This is a genomic window from Heyndrickxia sp. NPDC080065 (genome assembly GCF_050281185.1).
In the GTDB taxonomy this organism is placed as follows: domain Bacteria; phylum Bacillota; class Bacilli; order Bacillales; family Bacillaceae_C; genus Heyndrickxia.
Genome location: NZ_JBNNWS010000020.1, coordinates 25,455 through 45,745, shown reverse-complemented (window position 1 = coordinate 45,745; position 20,291 = coordinate 25,455). Strand labels below are relative to the sequence as shown.

Below are 20,291 nucleotides of genomic sequence, written 5' to 3'. Positions count from 1 at the left end.
AGAAAACTAATAGGAAGGGGAGAAGAATTTGAAAAGAGTAGATGTTGTATATGTACTTTTGTTTGATGAGAATAATGAAAAAATATTGATGGTAAAAAATAAAGGAATAAAATCATCTTATTTTACACTACCTGGTGGTGCAGTAGAAGATGGAGAAACACTCGAGGAAGCCGCTATTCGTGAAGTTAAAGAAGAAACTGGAGTAAATGTTGAAATAAGTGGTATTTTTACTGTGAGTGAAGCGTTTTTTGAAGAGAGAGGACATCACACGATCATCTTTACTTTTTTTGGAAAAATAGTAGGTGGAGAAATAAATATCTCATTACCTGACGAGATTGAAGAAATTACCTGGATGGACCTTCACTTAGTAGAAAATTACATACATATACCAAGTAAATTAAAAGGATTAATAAAAAGGAAACCTATAGTACCCTATATTCTTAGGGGAAATGTATATAATTAAATGTAATTATGTTTCTGAAGCTAACGGAGTGCATTTCTTTAATAAGAGATGCTTTTTTCTTAATGAGGTATAGAGTAGTTTAGTTGAACAAGCAAAAGTGATAAAATATGAATTCAGCAACTTTTGGAGGGGAATTATGGTAATAACTCAACAATGGAATCAAGAAGATAGTGAATATATTCGAAAAAAAGTAATTGAACATAATCTTTCTAAGCTACCTGATGATGTAAAACATCCAGTCAAGAATATTAGCTTTATTCTTAGGGATGAAGGAGGAGAAATATTAGGGGGCATAACAGGGACAATTTTTTTGTATAACTTACATATTGATTTCCTATGGGTTGATGAATCACTTAGGGGTCATATGAGTTCAAAAGGATATCACAAATACAATCCTGATAAAGCAAAAGACCTGGTGAGATAACCAGGTCTTTTTTGTAGCACACAAAATCTTAGCAAAGAAAAGCATATTCACCGATTAAAATGCTCTCTTGAAGTCTTTGAAATAATCAGCATATGATATTTGTCTATTTCTGTTTCTTACCTGTTCTAGCTGCTTGCGTATTTGGAACAGACTGAGGAGAACGGTGGTTTACACTTCCTCCATTCGGTGGCCCATATGTATGAGCATCGTCAGTGATTTTAGCCCCTTCTAAAAAATCATCTTTTGTTTTCATATCTTTCACCTCCATTTTTTATTATGAGTTTTCCTTTTAATATTATTAATTGGATTTATATTCTGCATGATAGAAATTCGATCCTGCATAAACAGATAATAGGGTATCAGAGTAACCAACCAGCCGATTGACTATTTCGTCTGCAATTGCATATAAAAGTGAGTAAAGTTCCTGGTTAAAGAGCCTTTCGTCGTCGAAGATAATAGTTGTATTAATTGAATATCTCCTTATCTCCATATAAGTTATAATGTATAATCGCTTTTCCTGCGGCCATACCAGTTTCTGGATTAGCATAATTCTTCATAAAAATGTACCATTCAACAGATTAAGTAGGCTGGAGGTTCAGTCAAGAAAGGAGCCAAATGCACCTGCTTCTGCAGATAAGAAAAAACAGCAAGCAGTACCACATCTTTCATTAAGCGGAGAGGAACAGCTTCACGAGAACCGCCGTCTCGTCAGGATTCTCTTCCGGGAAGAAGTGGCCACCCTTTATCGCCTGCCCTTGCACCTTCGGAGCCCATTGCCGCCATATGCCGAGCGGACCGCCTTCTTTTGCATAGTAAGTGTCAAGCCAACCGCCCTCCGCCCACAGGTGCAGCATCGGACACTCAATTTTTTTCGACGCTTCTTTGTCCGCGCGGTCGTGTTCGACATCGATTGTCGCTGCAGCTCGATACTCCTCACAGATACCATGCACGCGGGCCGGATTGTAATAGGTTGAAACATACTCTTGCAAGACTTCGTGGCCGAAGGAACCTTCGCCGAAGGGGTTATGGAAGACGGCCTCGGGAGCACCGAGCAGATAGCAATCCGGCAGAGGTGGTTTCTGCGACAGTAAACTCCAGGGCCAGTAGGTTTGAGCGAAGCGCGCATCTGCCAGTTTCCACGCTTCGAAAATCGGAATGACGTCAAACACGGCCAGACGCTCCACATTCTTCGGATAATCCAAGGCCATACGGTAGCTGACGCGTCCTCCGCGGTCGTGACCGATCACTATGAAGATCGGGAAGCCAAGTTTGCTCATCACCTCAACCAATTCCTTCGCCATCGCGCGCTTTGAATATGGAAAGTGATCGTGGCTAGAGGCGGGTATCCCGCTACGGCCGTAGGCGCGCAAGTCTACGCAAATCACAGTATGATTTTCCGCAAGTTTCGGCGCGAGGAGTCGCCACATCAGGCTTGTACGCGGGAAGCCGTGCACCAATAGAATTGCCGGTCCTTGTCCATAACGGCGCACGAAAATTGTGTTTCCCGAGACCTCGACAAGAAAACAGTTAAACATCCTTTTACTCTCCATTTCACTTTTTGTTATACCATTGAATATATTCGGTTAACTTCGACAATTTGCATGACCCAACAACGATAATTTGATTTTGGAGGCTAAAAGGATACAGGGGTATAAAATTTTGTGGAAGTAGTGATTTAAGTATTATTAAAAGGGGAATAATTTTTGCATTTTAAAAAGTGTGGAGTAGTATTTAGTGAAAGTGATATTGAAGATATTTTAGAAGAAAATGATGAACCAATCTGCGATGAATGTAATATTCTTGGAGATATGACTTTAGATCAAATGGTTAATGAAATAAAAACAGTTACTGCGTCCTTTTTTAAAAGATTTTATAAAGGATTGTTACGAACATAGGCATGATGAACCGGACGAAAATGTACTTGAATTAATTAATATGATTAGAAAAAGATATATATAAAATGCTCCTCTCCTTTGAGAAGGGGTTCCTTCTTATTTAACTAAAGGGGTAGGTGTGCGGCCGAGCCTAGGTCGTATCATATAACGGGTGGGATTGCCGTCGAGCAAGAACTAGCCATTCACTCGTAGCGAGTCTTGGAGGGCTAAAGGTAACTTTAGTCTTTAAGATGTCCTTGACCTTTGGTTCGAGAAAAGGGTTAGAAAACAGTGCAAAGGACAAGCATTCATAGTGAGATATGCAGATGATTTTGTTTGTTGTTTTCAATCTAAAAGTGAAGCTCAACAATTCTTCCAATCATTAAAAATGAGATTAAAGAAATTTAACTTAGAAATTGCTGAGGATAAAACCAAAATTATTCCCTTTGGAAGGTTTGCAGAGAAAGATGCAAAACAAAAGGGAAATAGTAAACCTGCAACCTTTGATTTCCTTGGTTTTACACATTATTGTGGGAAAAGTAAACAAGGAAACTTTCGAGTGTAACGAAAATCAAGCAGGAAGAAAGTCCAAGGCAAACTCAAAGAATCTAAGGGATGGTTGAAGATTAATAGAAATAAAGATATTCATATGATTATGGATAGATTTAAACGATCTCTTGTAGGTTATTACAATTATTATTGCATCACAGATAATACCCAAAGTGTAAACAAATTCAGGGACAAGATCGGATACTTACTGTTTAAATGGCTCAATAGAAGAAGTCAAAGGAAATCAATTACTTGGGATAAATTCAGACTCTTTCTCAATAAATACCCATTAGCTTACGCAAGAATTAAGGTTAACATATATGACTTAAGAAAAGAGATTAGCTACATTATGTGAATGGTAACTAGTAGGAGCCGTATGCGTTAATTACGCAAGCACGGTTCTGTGAGGGGGGAGGAATACAATCAACCGAGAGGTAGAGAGGTTCCCTTCTACTCGACTAGTTGAAGATTATCCTCCTAAACCTTTATTCCTCAACATAAATTAGAGTAATACTTTTTTGTAGGAGGGGGATTGCATATGCGTATTGTATCTCTTGTAATTCATATGAGTTTTTTGGATTTGGGTTATTTTTAATGGGGATTTATGGAGGTTTCATCGCATTTGGTATTATATGTTCTTTGCTTATTGAATTATTGTTAAAAATAAATGACCTGAATAAAAGTGGATTAATATTCTTGAAGGGGGAGTCTAATTGAAACACTTTACAAAATGGATAAATCGGACGTTCAATCATTATCCCAGAAAAAAATTGACTCTCGTTATGGGATCTCAATACGAACCACAAATATTTGGTCAACCAGTTGAACGAAACCAAACTGCGTTTATACGTACCAGTGATGCCGAAAAATACTTTCGTCCTTCCCGCCTCCCTATTAAAAATACCCTTGTCAAGAACATCAAATTTTTTGATCTTTATTATAAAAAAAACTACAAAGAAATTAAACTCCCTGCAACATTAACTCGGACTCCTGATGAAACTGTTTTAAACTACTTTAGTATTTTAAGAGAGGCAGAAAACCTCACTCAAAACCAGTTGGGTGGGTGCGGAACTGTGGGGATGGCAAAGTTGCCCTATCCAATTGCTTATAACTTTTTTACTAAAGACTATCACAAAAGGGTTTCCTATAATGAATATCTTCAATCGTTTGCTGGAATTGGACATATAAATTTAATTAAGATGAACAGACTACCTGATGAAAAAGGCATTGTTCCTTATTTCATTGAGCTAGAAAGCATCGAAGGCTCATCAAAAGGTGTCACCTATTTTGCTTATTATTACGGCTATGTCCAATTAAAAAAAGTTCAAAATCTGTATAAAATTGACCATATGAAATTGTACGGAGAGGACTTCCTATGTGCACCCTACCATCTCTGGCAGCATGATGCGGAAGCAGTCGTTGGTATTATGTATGGAAACTGGTGCAAGTTAATAAAAAAACAGCTACCTACTAAACAAGATAGTTACTTCAAAACCATTGATTATATTGGTACGGATGGAGCAGATTATCGGTTTATCTTTTATCAATTACCAAATGATACAGATGTATTAATTTCTCAATATAAAAAGGATTCTGAAGGAAATTGGGAATCCATCAGAATTGATCCTATCAAATGTGTAAAAAACTAAGCGTGTTAATAAAGAAACTAGAACATTTACTCTAAGCCACAAAATGGGCTTTCATTAAATGAAAGTTCTTTTTTCTTTGTGAAATATTGTACTTAAACGGTGCATTAGTCCAAGAAGGATTAACGCTTCTTTTTATAGAAGTTATTGTACTAACGGAGCAGGAGTTGAAACAGGATTTTTGTAAACCAGATCGAATTATAAACATTATACGAGAGTATGAGGTGGTAATAATGAAATTGGGATTAAAGCGCGATGAAGTAAGATTAGAAGTACATACTGTTGAATGGCAGAAAGAGTTTCATAAGGTGAAGCAGAATATTCTAAATTCAACTCCTATTCAGGAAACTCGAATTGAGCATATAGGTAGCACAGCGATTAAGGATATGGTTGCCAAACCAATATTGGATTTAGTTGTAGGTGTAGATGATATTGAAAATGTTGATAAGGCTATTTTTCAGGGGTTAAAAGAGGCAGGTTTTTTAAGGCTTCGAGTTCAACGTCCTAATGAAATCGTGCTTGCTAAGTTTACTGATGAGTCATACCAAAAAAAAACACACTTTATCCATTTAGTTGAATATAATAAGGAACTCTGGAAAAATTTAATCTTTTTTAGGGATTACCTAAATTCAAACGAAAAAGTACGGGAACAATACAGTAATCTAAAAAGGAAATTTATAGAAGAAAATAATGGTGGAATTGACGAATATACCGACTATAAAGAACAATTCGTAAGAGAAATTTATGGGAAAAGAATATAAGCCTTGTTCAACAAAAGGGAGTGTTAATCGAAGAAGGATTAACGCTTTTTTGCTGAAGTTATTAAGCTTTAGCTATTGAACTAAAGGGGACATTCCTTTAACAAGGGAAGGAATGTTTTTTTCTTTTTTAAGTAAAGGTGCAAGTTCAAGAGGGCAGAGCAGTAATCTAATTAGTAATTACAAGAGGAATATGTATTAAAAGTGACATAATATAGCCGCCATTTGGTGGCTTTATTAGTTTTAATGTATATTTTTTCCTTAAGAAAGAAATTATCAAATGTGTTTTACAAAAAACCAGAACCTTTTTTTAGTTTGAACGTCTAAACTGTAGGTGAACAAATTGGGGGTGAAAGAATGGTTGATTTTAAGGAGGAAGAAATAAAAGATTGGTTTGACCAATATCATCAAACCATCTTTAAATTTATCTTTATGCTTACAAAAGACTATCAACAGGCAGAGGACTTAACTCAGGAAACCTTCTATAAAGCATATAAGCATTATGAATCCTTTAATCGGAATTCAAGTGAAAAAACGTGGTTATTTAGTATTGCACACAATTTAACATTGGATTATTTAAGGAAACAAAAGCCTATACGTTTGATCAAAGAACTGTTCCAGCCACAGATTGATAAGTGTCAGCTTCCAGAAAATATTGTCCAACTGAAGGAAAGTTCAAGGGAGATATATAATGTTCTTTCCACACTTAAGGAGGCTCATCGTGAAGTTATTATATTGAGGAAGATTAAGGGATTTTCAATAAGTGAAACAGCAGAGATCTTGAACTGTTCGGAAGGGAAGGTAAAGTCCACTTTACATAGGGGGATGCTTGCTTTGGAAAAAAAGCTAAAGAAAAAGGAGGATTTTTATGAGCATTCAAACTGATATTAATTCTTATGACCGTTCCCTTAAGAAAGTTGAATATGATATGGAATGGAATATGGAACGTTCTCAGAGGGTAAGAAACCAGCTTAGTAAACAAATCCAAAAGAGTTACTTGAAAACAAACATCATAAAAAAACTTTTTTATCTTTTAACAATCGGGGTTAGTGTCTCTATTTTCTTTTTATTGTTAACTAATCAGTTGGCTGGGGAAGAAAGCCCTGTTACATTAGGTAGTAAAAAGGATAATCAGCAATTGTATACTATGGAAATGATCAATGGAGAGGAAACACCAGTCCTTACTAAAAAAGGAATGGAGAGTATAGTATATCCGATGGATGCTTATAAGCACATAAAAACAATTGTAGGAGAGCCACACCTTATTCCTGTTGTTCAAAAAGATTGGGCAAAAGAACAACTTTATGTTCATGCATTTTATCCAACAAGCTCAAGTGGAAGGTGGATTTCAGTACATTATTCATTAAACGAATCAGGTTCAGTTGAAGAAGGAATAGATGAAAATGGATTTCTGCCAGATTATCCGCTTGATGGACACAATGTTAAAGAGGTAAATGTTGCTGGGCAACGAGCTGTACTTTATGAGCCAACAACAGATTTAGGAATAGCACAGTTGTACATTATTACTAAAAAATATGTTTATTACCTAACAAATGAAGGAATAAATGAAAAAAAGCAAGATGATAGTAAGGAACTTATCCAGCTTGCAAACCTATTTAATTTTGAAGCGGAGAAGTAAAAATATAAGTTACAGTAAGGAACATTATGAAGAAATGTATTTAAACTACCGTGTGCGTTAATCGAAAAAAGATTAACGCTTTTTTTGTTGAAGTTATTAAGCTAATGAACGGGATAGTTTCATAAAAGCTTGAAATCTCATATTAATATAAGGTGTTTTGGAAAATAAACAGATAAAATAGAAAAAGTTAATTTTATTCATATTGTGTGTTAAAAGGATAAGAGCTGCTTTCGAGGGGATAACTGGTGCATCAACTAACTGTACGATTAGGTCTGGCTACTTTTTTTGTACTCTTCCTACTTTAATTATACCATATAAAAAATGGTCAATATAGACTATTTATTCCCATTTATTACTGGTAAAATCAATAGAATCGTTAATGGTTAGGAGAGATGTAGAATGAGTTCTTTGGTTCTCGGTTTTCAGGAAATGGAAAAAACACAGCTTTTCCTCGTTGGCGGAAAAGGGTTAAATTTAGGGGAATTATCAAAAATTCAAGGAATACAAGTACCAGAAGGATTTTGTGTTACAACATTGGGATTTCGAAAAGCTATCGAACAGAATGAAACGTACCAGGATTTATTGAATCGACTAACCATGCTAAAAGTGGAAGATCGGGATCAAATTAGTGAAATCAGCAGGAAGATTCGACAAACTATTATGGAAGTAGAAATTCCTTCCGATGTTGTGCAAGCAGTTATTCACTATCACTCCCAGTTTGGCGCAGACCATGCATATGCAGTGCGTTCTAGTGCGACTGCTGAAGATTTACCACATGCCTCTTTTGCTGGCCAACAAGACACCTATTTAAATATCATCGGCAAAGAAGCCATCTTGCAGCATATTAGCAAATGTTGGGCTTCCTTATTTACGGATCGCGCAGTAATCTACCGTATGCAAAATGGATTTGACCATAGTGAAGTGTACTTATCCGTTATCGTTCAAAGAATGGTTTTCCCACAGGCTTCAGGGATTTTATTTACCGCTGATCCAATTACCTCTAACCGAAAGTTGTTATCCATCGATGCCAGTTTTGGACTCGGAGAAGCACTGGTCTCTGGCTTGGTCTCTGCCGATTGTTATAAAGTACAGGAAGATAAAATCGTCGATAAGATGATAGCAACCAAGAAATTGGCTATTTATGGACTAAAAGGAGGAGGAACAGAGACACAACAGATCGATCCTGAACAACAAAAGCTTCAAACACTTACTGACCAACAAATTTTACAACTAGCACGTATCGGAAGACAGATCGAAGCATATTTTGGTTGCCCACAAGATATCGAATGGTGCTTGGTTGATGATACATTTTATATTGTCCAGAGTCGTCCAATCACTACTTTATACCCCATCCCTGAAGCGAATGATGAAGAAAATCACGTTTACGTATCTGTCGGTCATCAACAAATGATGACTGACCCCATGAAACCACTGGGATTATCTGTTTGGCTGTTAACGACTCCTGCCCCCATGCGTAAAGCTGGTGGAAGGTTGTTTGTTGATGTCACACATCAACTGGCTTCACCTGTCAGTAGGAACATTTTATTAAATGCCATGGGACAACACGATCCGCTCATGAAAGACGCACTTATGAACATCATTGAGCGAGGAGATTTTATAAAATCGTTGCCAAATGATAATAAAGCACCGAGTCCCACTAGAGGCAATACAGATAAACTGGCACAAATTGAAAACAATCCATCAATCGTTTCTGATTTGATTAAGCGTAGTCAAACATCCATTGGAGAGTTAAAACAAAACATCCAACCGAAATCAGGATCAGATTTATTTGATTTTATTCTAGAAGATATTCAGGAATTAAAGAAGATTTTATTTGACCCACAAAGTTCAGCTGTATTTATGGCTGCTATGGATGCTTCATCATGGATCAATGAAAAAATGAACGAGTGGTTAGGTGAAAAAAACGCAGCAGACACGCTTTCTCAATCTGTACCAAACAATATTACATCGGAAATGGGTCTAGCCTTATTGGATGTTGCAGATGTGATTCGTCCTTATCGAGAAGTAATTGATTATTTACAACATGTAAAAGATGATAACTTTTTGGATGAACTGGTTAAGTTTGATGGTGGACAGGAAGCTAGAGACGCTTTCTATGCTTTTCTCAACGAATACGGAATGCGATGTGCCGGAGAAATCGATATTACTAGAACTAGATGGAGTGAAAAACCAATTACACTTGTTCCCATGATTCTGGGTAACATCAAAAACTTTGAGCCGAATGAAAGCAATAGGAAATTTGAGCAAGGGCTACAGGAAGCTTTGAAAAAAGAACAAGAGTTATTAGAGCGATTGAAGCAATTACCGGATGGTGAACAAAAAGCCAGAGAAACAAAACGAATGATCGACCTAATCCGGAATTTCAGCGGGTTTAGGGAATATCCAAAATATGGCATGATTAATCGCTACTTTGTTTATAAGCAAGCTTTACTGAAAGAAGCGGAAAAACTCGTTCAAGCGGGCGTTATTCATGAAAAAGAAGATATTTACTATCTCACTTTTGAAGAACTTGGCGAAGTAGTACGCACAAATAAACTGGATTACCAGATCATCAGCAAACGAAAAGACGAGTACAAATTATATGAAAAACTAACTCCCCCACGTGTTATCACCTCTGATGGTGAAATCATTGCAGGTGAGTACAAACGAGAAAATCTCCCAGCTGAATCTATTGTAGGTCTACCTGTTTCTTCCGGAGTTATAGAGGGAAGAGCACGTGTCATCTTAAACATGGAAGATGCTTATCTAGAAGATGGAGATATATTAGTCACCTCCTTTACTGACCCTAGCTGGACACCATTATTTGTATCCATAAAAGGTCTAGTCACCGAAGTTGGTGGACTGATGACCCATGGAGCAGTTATCGCACGTGAATATGGCTTACCAGCAGTTGTTGGAGTAGAAAATGCTACCAAACTAATAAAAGATGGGCAACGAATTCGCGTGCATGGAACAGAAGGGTATATCGAAATATTGTAATTACTGAACATAGCCAGAATTAATTAGTAGCACCGCTCCGGTAGATGCCAGAGTGGTGTCTCACAATCTTTTCATTGGGACAAAAAGCTAAAGCCAACTTTATCGGTAATGCATACTTACAAACAATAGTTACCGAACCAATTCCACTCAATACACCTATATGGACGATTATCCAAATGCGGAGATCAGCTTTTTTTAAATAAATGTGTGAACGCTATAACTTACACTAATGGGTACATAGAACACTGTACTCTCGTTATTTATATAACAAGAAGGAGGGATTTTTATATGCAATATGGACCTAATCCTAATGCAATCTACCCAAATGAGGCAATTAAAAGTATATGCTATATTAAAAACGTTTTAACACGCTCAAATATTATTGTCGGTGACTACACATATTATGACGACATAAACGGTGCTGAAAAGTTTGAAGAGCATGTTACACATCACTATGAATTTATTGGAGATAAACTGATTATCGGAAAATTTTGCGCAATAGCAAAGGGGATTGAATTTGTAATGAATGGTGCAAACCATAGAATGTGCAGTGTCACTACCTATCCATTTAACATTATGGGCAATGGTTGGGAGAAATCGACTCCAACACTGGCAGACTTGCCCCTTAAAGGTGACACTGTAATTGGAAATGATGTGTGGATCGGTCAAAATGTCACCGTAATGCCCGGTGTGCATATTGGTGATGGGGCAATCATTGCAGCCAATTCTGTTGTTTCAAAAGACGTTCCCCCTTACCATATTGCAGGCGGGAATCCCTGCAAAATTATTAAGAAAAGATTTGATGACGAATTCATCGAATATCTCCTTACCATTAAATGGTGGGATTGGCCTGTGCGTAAAATTTTTGATAATCTTGAAACTCTATGCAGTGGGGATCTGACAAAAATTAAGGAAATTTAATAGCTCATTATGAGCAAAGTGGGAAGTCGAGAATAAGAGTTCTTGGCTTCCCACTTTGCTAATTTCTTTTCTGTTCTTAATCATTAAAGATTATCTATTTCCCACCATCAAAGTCTTCAAACCTTCGTACAATTAATTTCCTTTAAACGAAATAGATATCGTATCAATTTGTGAAGGTGTTGCATCCCTTTAATATTGGTATCGAAATAATCGAAATATTTTTAAGAAAATTAATTGACTCTATCGCTACTCGGTGATACAATGTACTTGTAATTAGTAATACTTAATAGTGTGATTTCCCAAAAGCTATTCAGCAAAAATTTACCTTAGTACTATGTTATACTAAATATAAGTCAGACAGAATAGAGGTGGCTTTGAACATGGAAAATTTAACTGAAATGCTGAAGGGTTCTCTGGAAGGCTGCGTGCTGGAAATCATCAGCCGCCATGAAACCTATGGCTACGAGATTACCCGCCGCCTGAACGAGCTTGGGTTTACCGAGGTTGTGGAAGGGACGGTCTACACCATTCTCGTGCGATTAGAAAAGAAAAAACTGGTGTGCATAGAAAAGAAACCGTCAGATATGGGGCCGCCCCGCAAGTTTTACACGCTTAATGAGGCTGGCCGCCAGGAGCTTGAATTGTTTTGGGAAAAATGGGATTTTGTATCATCAAAAATTAACGTCTTGAAGTCAACATAGCTTCATAAGATGTTCCATCTGATATTTTTGGAGTGTCTTGTTCAGCTTTATAAAAAAGGAGGAAAAATAACATGATGGAAATGTTCAAAAAAATGATTGGTGATAAAAAAGAATATAAGATGATGATGGCACGGGTTGAAGCCTTGCCAGAGGACTACCAGTATGTATTTAAGAAAATTCAAAACTATATGTGGAAATTCACAGCGGGCAACGGGATGGATATGCTGCATATACAGTATGAATTAATCGATTTGTTCGAAGCCGGTGCAGCGGATGGCAGACAAGTGCTGGAAATCACTGGGGATGACGTAGCGTCCTTTGCCGACGAACTAGTGGCAAACGCTAAAACCTATGTCGCCAAGTATCGTGAAGATTTGAATCAGAGTATCTTGAAGCGATTGGGAAAAAAATAAACTCATTAAATAATACCGACTGAATAGCTGGCTACAAATATGAATTGCCACCTTCGTTATTCAGTTATATTTTTAACCTAGTAATAAGTGATACAGATTACCAGTCAGACTAAATAGTAGAGTTTAGACAATCTAGCTCCGCAGGGGCGCTTTATATAAGGAGGAAAAAAGTATGAGCAAAGTAGCGATTTCTGTAAAAGGGTTAAAAAAATCCTTTAAAGACAAGGAAGTCTTAAAGGGGGTGGATTTTGAGGTGCGGCGTGGCGAAATTTTCGCACTGCTTGGCTCAAATGGAGCGGGCAAGACGACGACGGTCAACATCCTCTCGACGTTGATGAAGCCTGATGGCGGCGAAGTAGGTATTTGTGGCTTTGACGTCCAGCGTCAACCGGATCATGTTCGCCAGAGCATCAGCCTGACAGGGCAGTTTGCAGCTTTAGACGGCATGCTCACTGGACGGGAAAACTTGATGATGATCGCCAAGTTGCGGGGAGTTCCCAATCACGCACAAGTCGCGGACAATCTGCTTGCAAGATTCAGCCTGACTGATGCTGCCAACCGCCGGGCTGACAAATATTCCGGCGGGATGAAGCGCCGGATTGACATCGCCATGAGCCTGATCGGGAAGCCAGCAGTCATTTTTCTAGACGAACCGACGACAGGGCTTGATCCCGAAGCGCGGATTGAAGTCTGGGATACCGTCAAGGAGCTTGCCAACGGCGGCACGACCATCTTGCTGACGACCCAGTACCTTGAAGAAGCCGAACAACTGGCGGACCGTATCGCTATCCTGCATGGCGGAAAAATCATCACGACCGGCACCCTTACCGAACTCAAAGAGATGTTCCCGCCAGCGAAAGTGGAGTACATTGAGAAGCAGCCGACATTGGAGGAAATTTTCCTCGCGATCATCGGCAAAAAGGAGGAGATGTAAATGAAAAGCAAAACAGGGGTATTACTAGGGCGTTTAATGCTCAACATCATGCGCAGCCCGGATACGATTATCACGGTGGCGATTACGCCGATTATGATGATGCTGCTGTTTGTCTACGTATTTGGCGGCGCCATAGAAACAGGCACGGACAACTACGTCAATTATTTATTGCCGGGAATCTTGCTGATGGCTATCGCATCCGGCGTCGCTTACACTTCCGTGCGGCTGTTTACGGATGTAAAGAGCGGGCTGATGGCACGTTTCATTACCATGCCCATCAAGCGCTCGTCGATCTTGTGGGCTCACGTGTTGACCTCGCTTGTTTCCAATGCGCTTACTGTCGTGGTGGTTATTCTCGTCGCGCTCTTGATGGGCTTCCGTTCCAGCGCTGATATCCTGAATTGGCTCGCGGTAGCTGGGATACTCGGGCTGTTTACGCTGGCGCTGACATGGCTGGCGGTCATTCCCGGATTGACAGCGAGGTCTATGGAAGGGGCAACAGCCTACTCTTACCCGCTGATTTTCCTGCCGTTTATCAGTTCGGCCTTTGTCCCAACCGAAACCATGCCTAAAATTGTCCGTGCGTTCGCTGAGAACCAGCCCGTGACTTCAATCGTGAATGCGATTCGTGCTCTCTTGTATAAAGGGTCTGTTGGCAACGATATCTGGATCGCGCTTGCCTGGTGTGTCGGCATCATGGTCATCGCTTACTTCTTCGCCAGTAAACAATTTAAACGCCAGTTAGGGTAAGTACACCATAATGGGATTAGCCATATCAATAGTCAGCCGCTGCAATGAATGCATTTGTTATCATATGGAAGGCTGCTAAAATACCAGGGCAACCATCGACAATATCAAAGAAACCCTCAAAATTGGTGTGATTGGTGGCGGCTCTATCACTTATCCCAACGCGAGGTTTGCCATGCATACTTTAGAAGAATTTCCAGCGGGTAGTTCTCTATCGAAGGAGGATAAATTAAAAGAATATAGCCCATAGAAATAAGTGACAGTAAAAGAGTAGATTCCGATTCAAAATCGCTTTGGTAATCAATGTCATTAACTTAAGGAACTATGGATTACATTTCAGTTGGAATGTGATTCATAGTTTTTTTTCGATTGAAGGAAAAAATCTTTAAAGCAGCACGAAAAGAGAGATTTTCCCCCCTTAAATCGGATTTTAAGTTGTTTTATTGAACCTTATCCATTAAAAGGCGCAAAAGGCGCAGGATAGTTACACAATTTTGTTGAAATAAGGTATGAATGGGGGAGTGTTAATGAAAATACTAAATAAATTGCCAAAAAGTAATCCCAATTTACATTTGGATTTAATTAAAAATGGATGGATTCAAATGAAAGAACCTAAGAATTTAATCAGTGCTATTTTGTTTTCTATCCCTTTAATGATTGTCACTACAATAATCTCTATTGAGATAATAAATATCTTTTCCGGTATTTCTTTGAGTGAATTTGGAGTGACACCTGATGCAATATCAATAACAATTAACTTAGGTAGTATTTTTTGGCTAGTCTCACTATTAATACTTCACGAATTACTTCATTTGATTTTTATTCCAAATTTTATTAAATCAGAAAAAACATATGTAGGACTAACTCTGTTCGGGGGTTATGTGATAACGGAAGAAGAGATTTCAAAATCAAGATATATCCTCATTACAATTGTTCCTTTTATGTTTATTTCAATACTTTCCCCACTAATATTAAGTGTATTTGGACTCTTAACAACGACATTAAAGTTCTTGATAATACTAAACGCAATGGGATCGTCAGTTGATATACTTAATCTTCTTCTTATAATTAAACAGGTTCCGAAAAATGCAACTTTAAAAAGTAATGGACCAAACACTTATTGGAAAAACACACAAATGAACGAAAAGTGTAAAGATAACGAAAGTCATCTTATTTAACAAAAGGGTAGCTTTAAATGAATAAATATATGTCCCTCTCATAGTGAAAGGGGATCTTTCTATGTGATATAAATTTCATGATTTGGATTTATTTTTAAACTAAAATGACAAGTTCAATAAGAGGGAGGACTATTTGAAAATTAAATAGAATATATAACTAACTTAGATTAAAGGTGGATTTGATGGAAATTAGGAACGCTATTTTAACCGATGTAAGAGGGATTGCAAAATTTTGAAGAACTCTCTTCTTCTTCAGCTAATATGGACCTAATTTTATGGAGGAATAGAGGTGAAATAGTGCCAATGACAATTATATTGCTCTTGTTACTAATATCAATTTTAGTTTTTAGAGGCGTACAAAACGGAAGTACGAAATTTACTGTTAAGAAGTTTATAATAGGTTTAATTATAACGATCATATTCATTAACGTAATAATGTTTTTCATCTTATAAATTACAGTGTGAGCTAATGTACTTAAAGTAACGGGGCGGTTGTTCAATAAGAAAAATCTCTTTTTTACTAACGAAGCTGGTTAATCCAACAAGAGTTTTGGAAAAAAACAATAGAAAGAGACCAAAAGGGGAGTATTACTAAATGAATAATAACTTTATTGAAACCATTCAATTGGTTTATTCGGACCTATCCATTGAAGAATTTTATCCTAATGAAATTGGACAGAATAATGACGTGTTAATTGTAAACAATTCTTTGGTTTTTAGATTTCCGAAATATAAAAATGGAATAATTCAATTAAGAAGAGAAACGGAAATTTTGAAATACATTAAAGGTATCGTCTCTACTCCTATTCCGAATCCAATTTATCAGTCTTTTGAAGAGTTAGAACCAGGTAAGGTCTTCACTGGCTATTATCTAATAGATGGTGTTCCTTTGTGGAAGGAAAGTTTAATAGGTATAAAGAGTGTTGAATTGGTTAAAGGGTTGGCAACACAACTTGTTTCTTTTCTTGTAGAACTCCATTCTATTTCAGGAGAAAAAGCAAGTCGAGATTTGAAACTAAAAGTTCGTAATCCTCGTGAAGAAATGTATAACCTGTATGACAAGATTCAAAATAAATTATTTCCTTATATCAGAGAAGACGCTAAAAAAGAGATATCACAATCCTTTGAAACTTTTCTAAAAGGGGACGCGTTCTCAAATTTAGATATAACACTTATACACGGGGATTTTGGAGCATCTAACATCTTGTGGAATCCAGAAACATGTAGGATTTCAGGGATTATAGATTTTGGTGGTTCTGGTTTAGGAGACCCAGCATATGATTTTGCTGGAATACTCTCCAGCTATGGAAAAGATTTTTTTGATATGTGTATTAACCTGTATCCTAACGGTGATGAAATATCAGAACGAGTAAACTTTTATAAAAGTACATTTGCTTTGCAAGAAGCATTGCACGGAATTGAGAATGACGATAGACAGGCTTTTGAAAGTGGAATTAATGATTATAGATAGATTGCTAATACCACTAGAGGGTGCTTTACTTCATTAAGGAGCAAAAACTTTTTCTGTTGTTCTACTAAAAAAGCAGGAAAGTGCAAGAAGTCAGTGGAATAAATATACAAGCGTAACAGCATAAGGAGGTTGTAATATGCCATTTCCAACGCATATCGTAGCCGCAGGTGGATTTGTGGAAGATAGACAAGGAAATATCCTTTTAGTAAAAACTGTGACGGTGGTTGGGTTTACCCTGGTGGACAAGTGGAAATTGGAGAAAATCTGATGGATGCATTGGTTCGTGAAATCAAAGAGGAAAGCGGAATTGACGCCACGGTTAGCTATTTAATTGGTGTCTATTCGAATACAGGGATTTTTTAAATGGTATGATGGCGTGACTAATGTACCTACACAAGTTATGTTTGATTTCGTATGTAAACCTATTGGTGGGGAGTTAACTGTTTCTGAAGAAACAACCGATAGCCGCTGGGTGGCGAAAGATAGAGTTCTTGATTTCATTACACATCCAGCTATTCGCACTCGTTATCAGGCCTATTTGGAGTTTAACGGAACGGTAAATTACATGGAATATGTAACGAACCCCGAGTTCATAATCAAACACCAAACAGGTATATCGAAGTAGATTGTTTCTTGTTGTTGAACAAACTCGCCCTTATATATAGTATCCGTTTTAAAACATTGATATGGTGCACCCTTTATCATTGTTTACATGTAACCATAGAAAAGCGTTTAAGGACTTGACTTGGATCCTCTGTGGGCATGATTGGTCTTGAAAGGCTGAAGCCGTTGTTTCATCAGACATGCAAGCCTATCATATCCACCCCTCCAAATTAAGTCCTATCGTTGTTTACGTTGAAAACTATAAATACTTACTGTAAATAATAATGCTTCTACAAAGATAGAAAACTGGCATTTTTGCTATCTTTACATACGGTGAATACGATGGAAAATCATACTGTAGATCAATAATTGGTAAATACCTCGAAGAGAAAGGTTTTAGAGATAATAAAAAATAAATTAAACGAATGATAACTAACTGGTACGAAGGGGCGGTTTAGTAGAACAAGGAAACACTATGGGGGATGTTAAGAAATAAGGGATTATACAATGAAAAAGCCAGTAAAGAAGGAATTATTTTGTATTCAGCGATTTGATTAGGGATTATTTTATAATAGGAGGTTGTTTTTCAAGATGAAAAGTAATGATAAACGTGTTGCTTTATTGCTGGGTACTTACCATATGAGTAATCCTGGACTAGATATACATAATGCAAAAGCCGATGATGTATTAGCACCAAAAAGACAACAAGAACTCAAAGAGGTTGTTGAGAGGCTAAAATTATTCAATCCGACTAAGGTTGCTATTGAAGCACTAGTTGATTCAAATGAGGCTTTAAATAAAGATTATCATTCATATTTGTCGGGTGATTTTACACTCACTGCCAATGAAATTCATCAACTGGGCTTTCGTACTGCTGCCGAACTTGGTCACGAAAGGATTTATCCTGTTGATTGGAACGAATGGACTGGTGGAATATCACTAGGAGATGTGTATGATTATGCAAAACTACACTTACCTGAAATGTATAAACATTTCAATTCTGTTGGAGAGGAGAACATTGATGGTTTTCAAAAGGCACAGTCAGTAAACACTATAAGAGAACTTTTGCTAGAATGTAACAATCACAATGGTATGCAAAGGGACCTTGAGAAATATTATATGAACATTGCACGAGTCGGAGATGGTAAAAACAACATAGGAGTAGATTGGCTCTGTAATTATTGGTACCGTAGAAATATGATTATCTATACGAATATTTCACGGATATCTTCAACAGAAGATAGAATATTAGTAATTTACGGTGCTGGACACATGCACTTGTTAACCCAGTTTATGAAAGAAAGTGGGATATTTTCATTAGAACCAGTTGAAAAATATCTAGGAAATACTCTCCCTGTTGGTCTTTGAATATACCAAGATGCGTTTGATTTATAAAAAGTATATTAGTTAAAACTGGAAGAGGTTTAAAATCATTGGCGGATTTGCATCAAAAAACTTCTGATAAATTAAAAATTGATTATGTTGCAAACAATGTGTTGAATGCAGTTGAATTGATACTAATAGATATAAATAGAAAAATTTAATTTTCTTATTCTGCTAACAGGCACTTTACTTCAATAAAGTGAAAAGTCATTTTGTTATTTTACTAGCAGTTTAGTTAAATAAGCAATATGATTTTTTGATTATTATAGTAGTGTAGTAAGTGCAGAAATAACGCAGAAAATTATCATTTCAGTTATTTCTTCCCACCCTCTAATTGATTTATATTTTGATCAAACTGTTTTCAAAACATTAGCAATGCTTTTATTTTAAGATAGATTAAATATATACTTTTATAGTCCTTCCATAAAAAATCCCCTTCAAGATAGACACTTTTTAGTGACTACTTGAAGGGGATATATGATATATTCTTCAATTTCTTTATATATATATTATTGTTGATTGAAATATGTAGTTTTAATATTTTTTTCGTTCAAAAACTTTTCGATTTCTTTTTGCTTTCTTCCATTAGCTTTAGTAAAATGTTTTGAAGCGAAATTTGATATATCTTTCAAGCTAGCTTTTTCGAATATTTCCTCAATTTCCTGATCTAGTTGTAATAAAACTGCCGTAGACGATGAAATATATTCATAGATTACCTTTGAAGGATTTTTATAATCCTCAGGTATATTATTATTTCTAATAAAATCATGGAAATTCGCATCATTTTTTTTCGTTAAATCTATTAGTTTTTGTAATTTTTCTTGATCGGATTCAGTAACATTCTCATCAGAAATTGTTGAAGAAAGTGGAACGATGTTTTCAGTTAACTCCCAACTATAATCTAAATAATTTTTTATACTTTGTTTCATTTCATCTTCATAAATATTTGTATTCTTTTTTTGAGAGTTGAATATATTTTTTGGAATTACAATAGTAACGTCTTTAATAGATTTTACATCTTTTAATTTATCATATCGTGCATCGTTTGCTTCATTAGATTGTGTATCGTGTGAACAAGCACACATAAATACAATAGTAAGCGACATTAATAGATATATAGTTTGTTTTTTCATTTTAATCTCCTTTTTGCTTAATTAAATTAATTAAACTTTGGAAAATGGCTAAATCCCATTTTAAATACTTTACTAAAAGTGAATATAAATGTTTTATTACATAGTAAGATACTCCAGCAAGTACTAAACCTATGAAAAAAGCTACAATTACATTATTAACATCTGAAAAATGGATTTGATGAAATCCTTTGATAAATCCTACTACTATTAATAAAATAGGTGATACTAATAGCAATGGAGTGGCAATTATCAACGCTAAGAAAATTGGTAATAGCAAGAGTAGCAAGAAGAAGGAAATAATGATAAATATAAAGTTCAAAAAACTTAAGCTCATAACAGAAAATATTGATGATGTGATATTTTTGAGGTTTCGTTTATTATTTGCGTTATTTATAGTGTATGACTTAGTCATTAAACTACATGCTCCTTTCATCCAGCTCAACTCTTATATGTT

At 36.4% G+C, this 20,291-nt stretch carries 23 protein-coding genes and 3 pseudogenes; 21 read left to right on the top strand and 5 right to left on the bottom strand.

The annotated features are described in order from the left end of the window. Positions 1-28 precede the first annotated feature (28 nt). Positions 29-463: an NUDIX hydrolase gene (locus ACQKP0_RS21170; RefSeq protein WP_427407821.1), complete on the top strand. Its 435-nt coding sequence runs from the start codon at positions 29-31 to the stop codon at positions 461-463. A 136-nt stretch (positions 464-599) separates the two neighbouring features. Continuing rightward, a complete protein-coding gene (locus ACQKP0_RS21165) occupies positions 600-887 on the top strand; it encodes an acetyltransferase (protein WP_427407820.1) in 288 nt (95 codons plus the stop codon). Positions 888-990: 103 nt separating this feature from the next. On the opposite strand, the gene ACQKP0_RS21160 is transcribed toward ACQKP0_RS21165, so the two are convergent. The 3 genes and pseudogenes from ACQKP0_RS21160 to ACQKP0_RS21150 all read right to left on the bottom strand — a co-directional run bounded on the left by ACQKP0_RS21160 (position 991) and on the right by ACQKP0_RS21150 (position 2,422). Beyond that, positions 991-1,140: a hypothetical protein gene (locus ACQKP0_RS21160; RefSeq protein WP_427407819.1), complete on the bottom strand. Its 150-nt coding sequence runs from the start codon at positions 1,138-1,140 to the stop codon at positions 991-993. A 45-nt stretch (positions 1,141-1,185) separates the two neighbouring features. Then, positions 1,186-1,459: pseudogene (locus tag ACQKP0_RS21155) on the bottom strand (hypothetical protein); the annotation flags it as partial. A 96-nt stretch (positions 1,460-1,555) separates the two neighbouring features. After that, positions 1,556-2,422: an alpha/beta fold hydrolase gene (locus tag ACQKP0_RS21150; RefSeq protein WP_427407818.1), complete on the bottom strand. Its 867-nt coding sequence runs from the start codon at positions 2,420-2,422 to the stop codon at positions 1,556-1,558. 168 nt (positions 2,423-2,590) lie between these two features. Here ACQKP0_RS21150 and ACQKP0_RS21145 point away from each other — a divergent pair, with 168 nt between their 5' ends. From ACQKP0_RS21145 to ACQKP0_RS21055, 19 genes and pseudogenes are all read left to right on the top strand, one after another. Next, on the top strand, positions 2,591-2,782 hold the full coding sequence (locus ACQKP0_RS21145; protein ID WP_427407817.1) for a hypothetical protein: 192 nt from the start codon (positions 2,591-2,593) through the stop codon (positions 2,780-2,782). A 262-nt stretch (positions 2,783-3,044) separates the two neighbouring features. After that, a pseudogene (locus ACQKP0_RS21140) lies at positions 3,045-3,326 on the top strand (reverse transcriptase domain-containing protein); the annotation flags it as partial. Between the two features lie 54 nt (positions 3,327-3,380). Beyond that, positions 3,381-3,665, top strand: coding sequence for a group II intron maturase-specific domain-containing protein (locus ACQKP0_RS21135; protein WP_427407816.1), 285 nt, complete (start codon positions 3,381-3,383; stop codon positions 3,663-3,665). 358 nt (positions 3,666-4,023) lie between these two features. Continuing rightward, a complete protein-coding gene (locus tag ACQKP0_RS21130; protein WP_427407815.1) occupies positions 4,024-4,959 on the top strand; it encodes a hypothetical protein in 936 nt (311 codons plus the stop codon). A 230-nt stretch (positions 4,960-5,189) separates the two neighbouring features. Beyond that, entirely contained in the window at positions 5,190-5,717 is a 528-nt protein-coding gene (locus ACQKP0_RS21125) for a GrpB family protein (protein ID WP_427407846.1), read from the top strand. Between the two features lie 354 nt (positions 5,718-6,071). Further along, the gene (locus ACQKP0_RS21120; protein WP_427407814.1) at positions 6,072-6,599 is read left to right on the top strand and encodes an RNA polymerase sigma factor; all 528 of its coding nucleotides are present in this window, start codon (positions 6,072-6,074) and stop codon (positions 6,597-6,599) included. Next, positions 6,583-7,353, top strand: coding sequence for a hypothetical protein (locus ACQKP0_RS21115; RefSeq protein ID WP_427407813.1), 771 nt, complete (start codon positions 6,583-6,585; stop codon positions 7,351-7,353). Before ACQKP0_RS21120 ends, ACQKP0_RS21115 begins: the two co-directional genes overlap by 17 nt. Positions 7,354-7,752: 399 nt before the next feature. After that, positions 7,753-10,353: a phosphoenolpyruvate synthase gene (gene ppsA, locus ACQKP0_RS21110; protein ID WP_427407812.1), complete on the top strand. Its 2,601-nt coding sequence runs from the start codon at positions 7,753-7,755 to the stop codon at positions 10,351-10,353. Positions 10,354-10,641: 288 nt separating this feature from the next. Then, positions 10,642-11,274: a Vat family streptogramin A O-acetyltransferase gene (locus ACQKP0_RS21105; RefSeq protein WP_427407811.1), complete on the top strand. Its 633-nt coding sequence runs from the start codon at positions 10,642-10,644 to the stop codon at positions 11,272-11,274. 380 nt (positions 11,275-11,654) lie between these two features. Further along, complete coding sequence (locus ACQKP0_RS21100; protein WP_427407810.1) at positions 11,655-11,975, top strand: PadR family transcriptional regulator; 321 nt, start codon at positions 11,655-11,657, stop codon at positions 11,973-11,975. 71 nt (positions 11,976-12,046) lie between these two features. After that, the gene (locus ACQKP0_RS21095; RefSeq protein WP_427407809.1) at positions 12,047-12,388 is read left to right on the top strand and encodes a DUF1048 domain-containing protein; all 342 of its coding nucleotides are present in this window, start codon (positions 12,047-12,049) and stop codon (positions 12,386-12,388) included. Positions 12,389-12,560: 172 nt separating this feature from the next. Next, positions 12,561-13,322 carry an ABC transporter ATP-binding protein gene (locus ACQKP0_RS21090; RefSeq protein WP_427407808.1) on the top strand — a complete coding sequence of 254 codons (762 nt, stop codon included), beginning with the start codon at positions 12,561-12,563 and terminating at the stop codon, positions 13,320-13,322. Continuing rightward, on the top strand, positions 13,323-14,072 hold the full coding sequence (locus ACQKP0_RS21085) for an ABC transporter permease (RefSeq protein WP_427407807.1): 750 nt from the start codon (positions 13,323-13,325) through the stop codon (positions 14,070-14,072). 524 nt (positions 14,073-14,596) lie between these two features. Continuing rightward, the gene (locus ACQKP0_RS21080; protein ID WP_427407806.1) at positions 14,597-15,247 is read left to right on the top strand and encodes a DUF3267 domain-containing protein; all 651 of its coding nucleotides are present in this window, start codon (positions 14,597-14,599) and stop codon (positions 15,245-15,247) included. 595 nt (positions 15,248-15,842) lie between these two features. Further along, positions 15,843-16,718 (top strand): phosphotransferase family protein, encoded by an 876-nt coding sequence (locus ACQKP0_RS21075; RefSeq protein WP_427407805.1) that lies wholly within the window; start codon positions 15,843-15,845, stop codon positions 16,716-16,718. A gap of 136 nt (positions 16,719-16,854) precedes the next feature. Further along, the gene (locus ACQKP0_RS21070; RefSeq protein WP_427407804.1) at positions 16,855-16,986 is read left to right on the top strand and encodes a hypothetical protein; all 132 of its coding nucleotides are present in this window, start codon (positions 16,855-16,857) and stop codon (positions 16,984-16,986) included. Beyond that, positions 16,986-17,081, top strand: coding sequence for an NUDIX hydrolase (locus tag ACQKP0_RS21065; protein WP_427407803.1), 96 nt, complete (start codon positions 16,986-16,988; stop codon positions 17,079-17,081). Before ACQKP0_RS21070 ends, ACQKP0_RS21065 begins: the two co-directional genes overlap by 1 nt. A 13-nt stretch (positions 17,082-17,094) precedes the next feature. Continuing rightward, positions 17,095-17,343 carry an NUDIX hydrolase gene (locus ACQKP0_RS21060; protein WP_427407802.1) on the top strand — a complete coding sequence of 83 codons (249 nt, stop codon included), beginning with the start codon at positions 17,095-17,097 and terminating at the stop codon, positions 17,341-17,343. 569 nt (positions 17,344-17,912) lie between these two features. After that, complete coding sequence (locus tag ACQKP0_RS21055) at positions 17,913-18,689, top strand: DUF5694 domain-containing protein (protein WP_427407801.1); 777 nt, start codon at positions 17,913-17,915, stop codon at positions 18,687-18,689. A 524-nt stretch (positions 18,690-19,213) separates the two neighbouring features. On the opposite strand, the gene ACQKP0_RS21050 is transcribed toward ACQKP0_RS21055, so the two are convergent. Next, a complete protein-coding gene (locus tag ACQKP0_RS21050; protein WP_427407800.1) occupies positions 19,214-19,837 on the bottom strand; it encodes an NDxxF motif lipoprotein in 624 nt (207 codons plus the stop codon). A 1-nt stretch (position 19,838) separates the two neighbouring features. Then, positions 19,839-20,240, bottom strand: a pseudogene (locus ACQKP0_RS21045) (hypothetical protein); the annotation flags it as partial. Positions 20,241-20,291 lie beyond the last annotated feature (51 nt).

Coding starts and splice junctions, on each gene's coding strand:
- ACQKP0_RS21095 (WP_427407809.1), top strand. CDS start 12,047: ATGATGGAAATGTTCAAAAAAATGATTGGTGATAAAAAAGAATATAAG.
- ACQKP0_RS21100 (WP_427407810.1), top strand. CDS start 11,655: ATGGAAAATTTAACTGAAATGCTGAAGGGTTCTCTGGAAGGCTGCGTG.
- ppsA (WP_427407812.1), top strand. CDS start 7,753: ATGAGTTCTTTGGTTCTCGGTTTTCAGGAAATGGAAAAAACACAGCTT.
- ACQKP0_RS21070 (WP_427407804.1), top strand. CDS start 16,855: ATGCCATTTCCAACGCATATCGTAGCCGCAGGTGGATTTGTGGAAGAT.
- ACQKP0_RS21105 (WP_427407811.1), top strand. CDS start 10,642: ATGCAATATGGACCTAATCCTAATGCAATCTACCCAAATGAGGCAATT.
- ACQKP0_RS21120 (WP_427407814.1), top strand. CDS start 6,072: ATGGTTGATTTTAAGGAGGAAGAAATAAAAGATTGGTTTGACCAATAT.
- ACQKP0_RS21150 (WP_427407818.1), bottom strand. CDS start 2,422: ATGTTTAACTGTTTTCTTGTCGAGGTCTCGGGAAACACAATTTTCGTG.
- ACQKP0_RS21055 (WP_427407801.1), top strand. CDS start 17,913: ATGAAAAGTAATGATAAACGTGTTGCTTTATTGCTGGGTACTTACCAT.
- ACQKP0_RS21160 (WP_427407819.1), bottom strand. CDS start 1,140: ATGAAAACAAAAGATGATTTTTTAGAAGGGGCTAAAATCACTGACGAT.
- ACQKP0_RS21065 (WP_427407803.1), top strand. CDS start 16,986: ATGGATGCATTGGTTCGTGAAATCAAAGAGGAAAGCGGAATTGACGCC.
- ACQKP0_RS21080 (WP_427407806.1), top strand. CDS start 14,597: ATGAAAATACTAAATAAATTGCCAAAAAGTAATCCCAATTTACATTTG.
- ACQKP0_RS21165 (WP_427407820.1), top strand. CDS start 600: ATGGTAATAACTCAACAATGGAATCAAGAAGATAGTGAATATATTCGA.
- ACQKP0_RS21050 (WP_427407800.1), bottom strand. CDS start 19,837: ATGAAAAAACAAACTATATATCTATTAATGTCGCTTACTATTGTATTT.
- ACQKP0_RS21075 (WP_427407805.1), top strand. CDS start 15,843: ATGAATAATAACTTTATTGAAACCATTCAATTGGTTTATTCGGACCTA.
- ACQKP0_RS21115 (WP_427407813.1), top strand. CDS start 6,583: ATGAGCATTCAAACTGATATTAATTCTTATGACCGTTCCCTTAAGAAA.
- ACQKP0_RS21090 (WP_427407808.1), top strand. CDS start 12,561: ATGAGCAAAGTAGCGATTTCTGTAAAAGGGTTAAAAAAATCCTTTAAA.
- ACQKP0_RS21125 (WP_427407846.1), top strand. CDS start 5,190: ATGAAATTGGGATTAAAGCGCGATGAAGTAAGATTAGAAGTACATACT.
- ACQKP0_RS21085 (WP_427407807.1), top strand. CDS start 13,323: ATGAAAAGCAAAACAGGGGTATTACTAGGGCGTTTAATGCTCAACATC.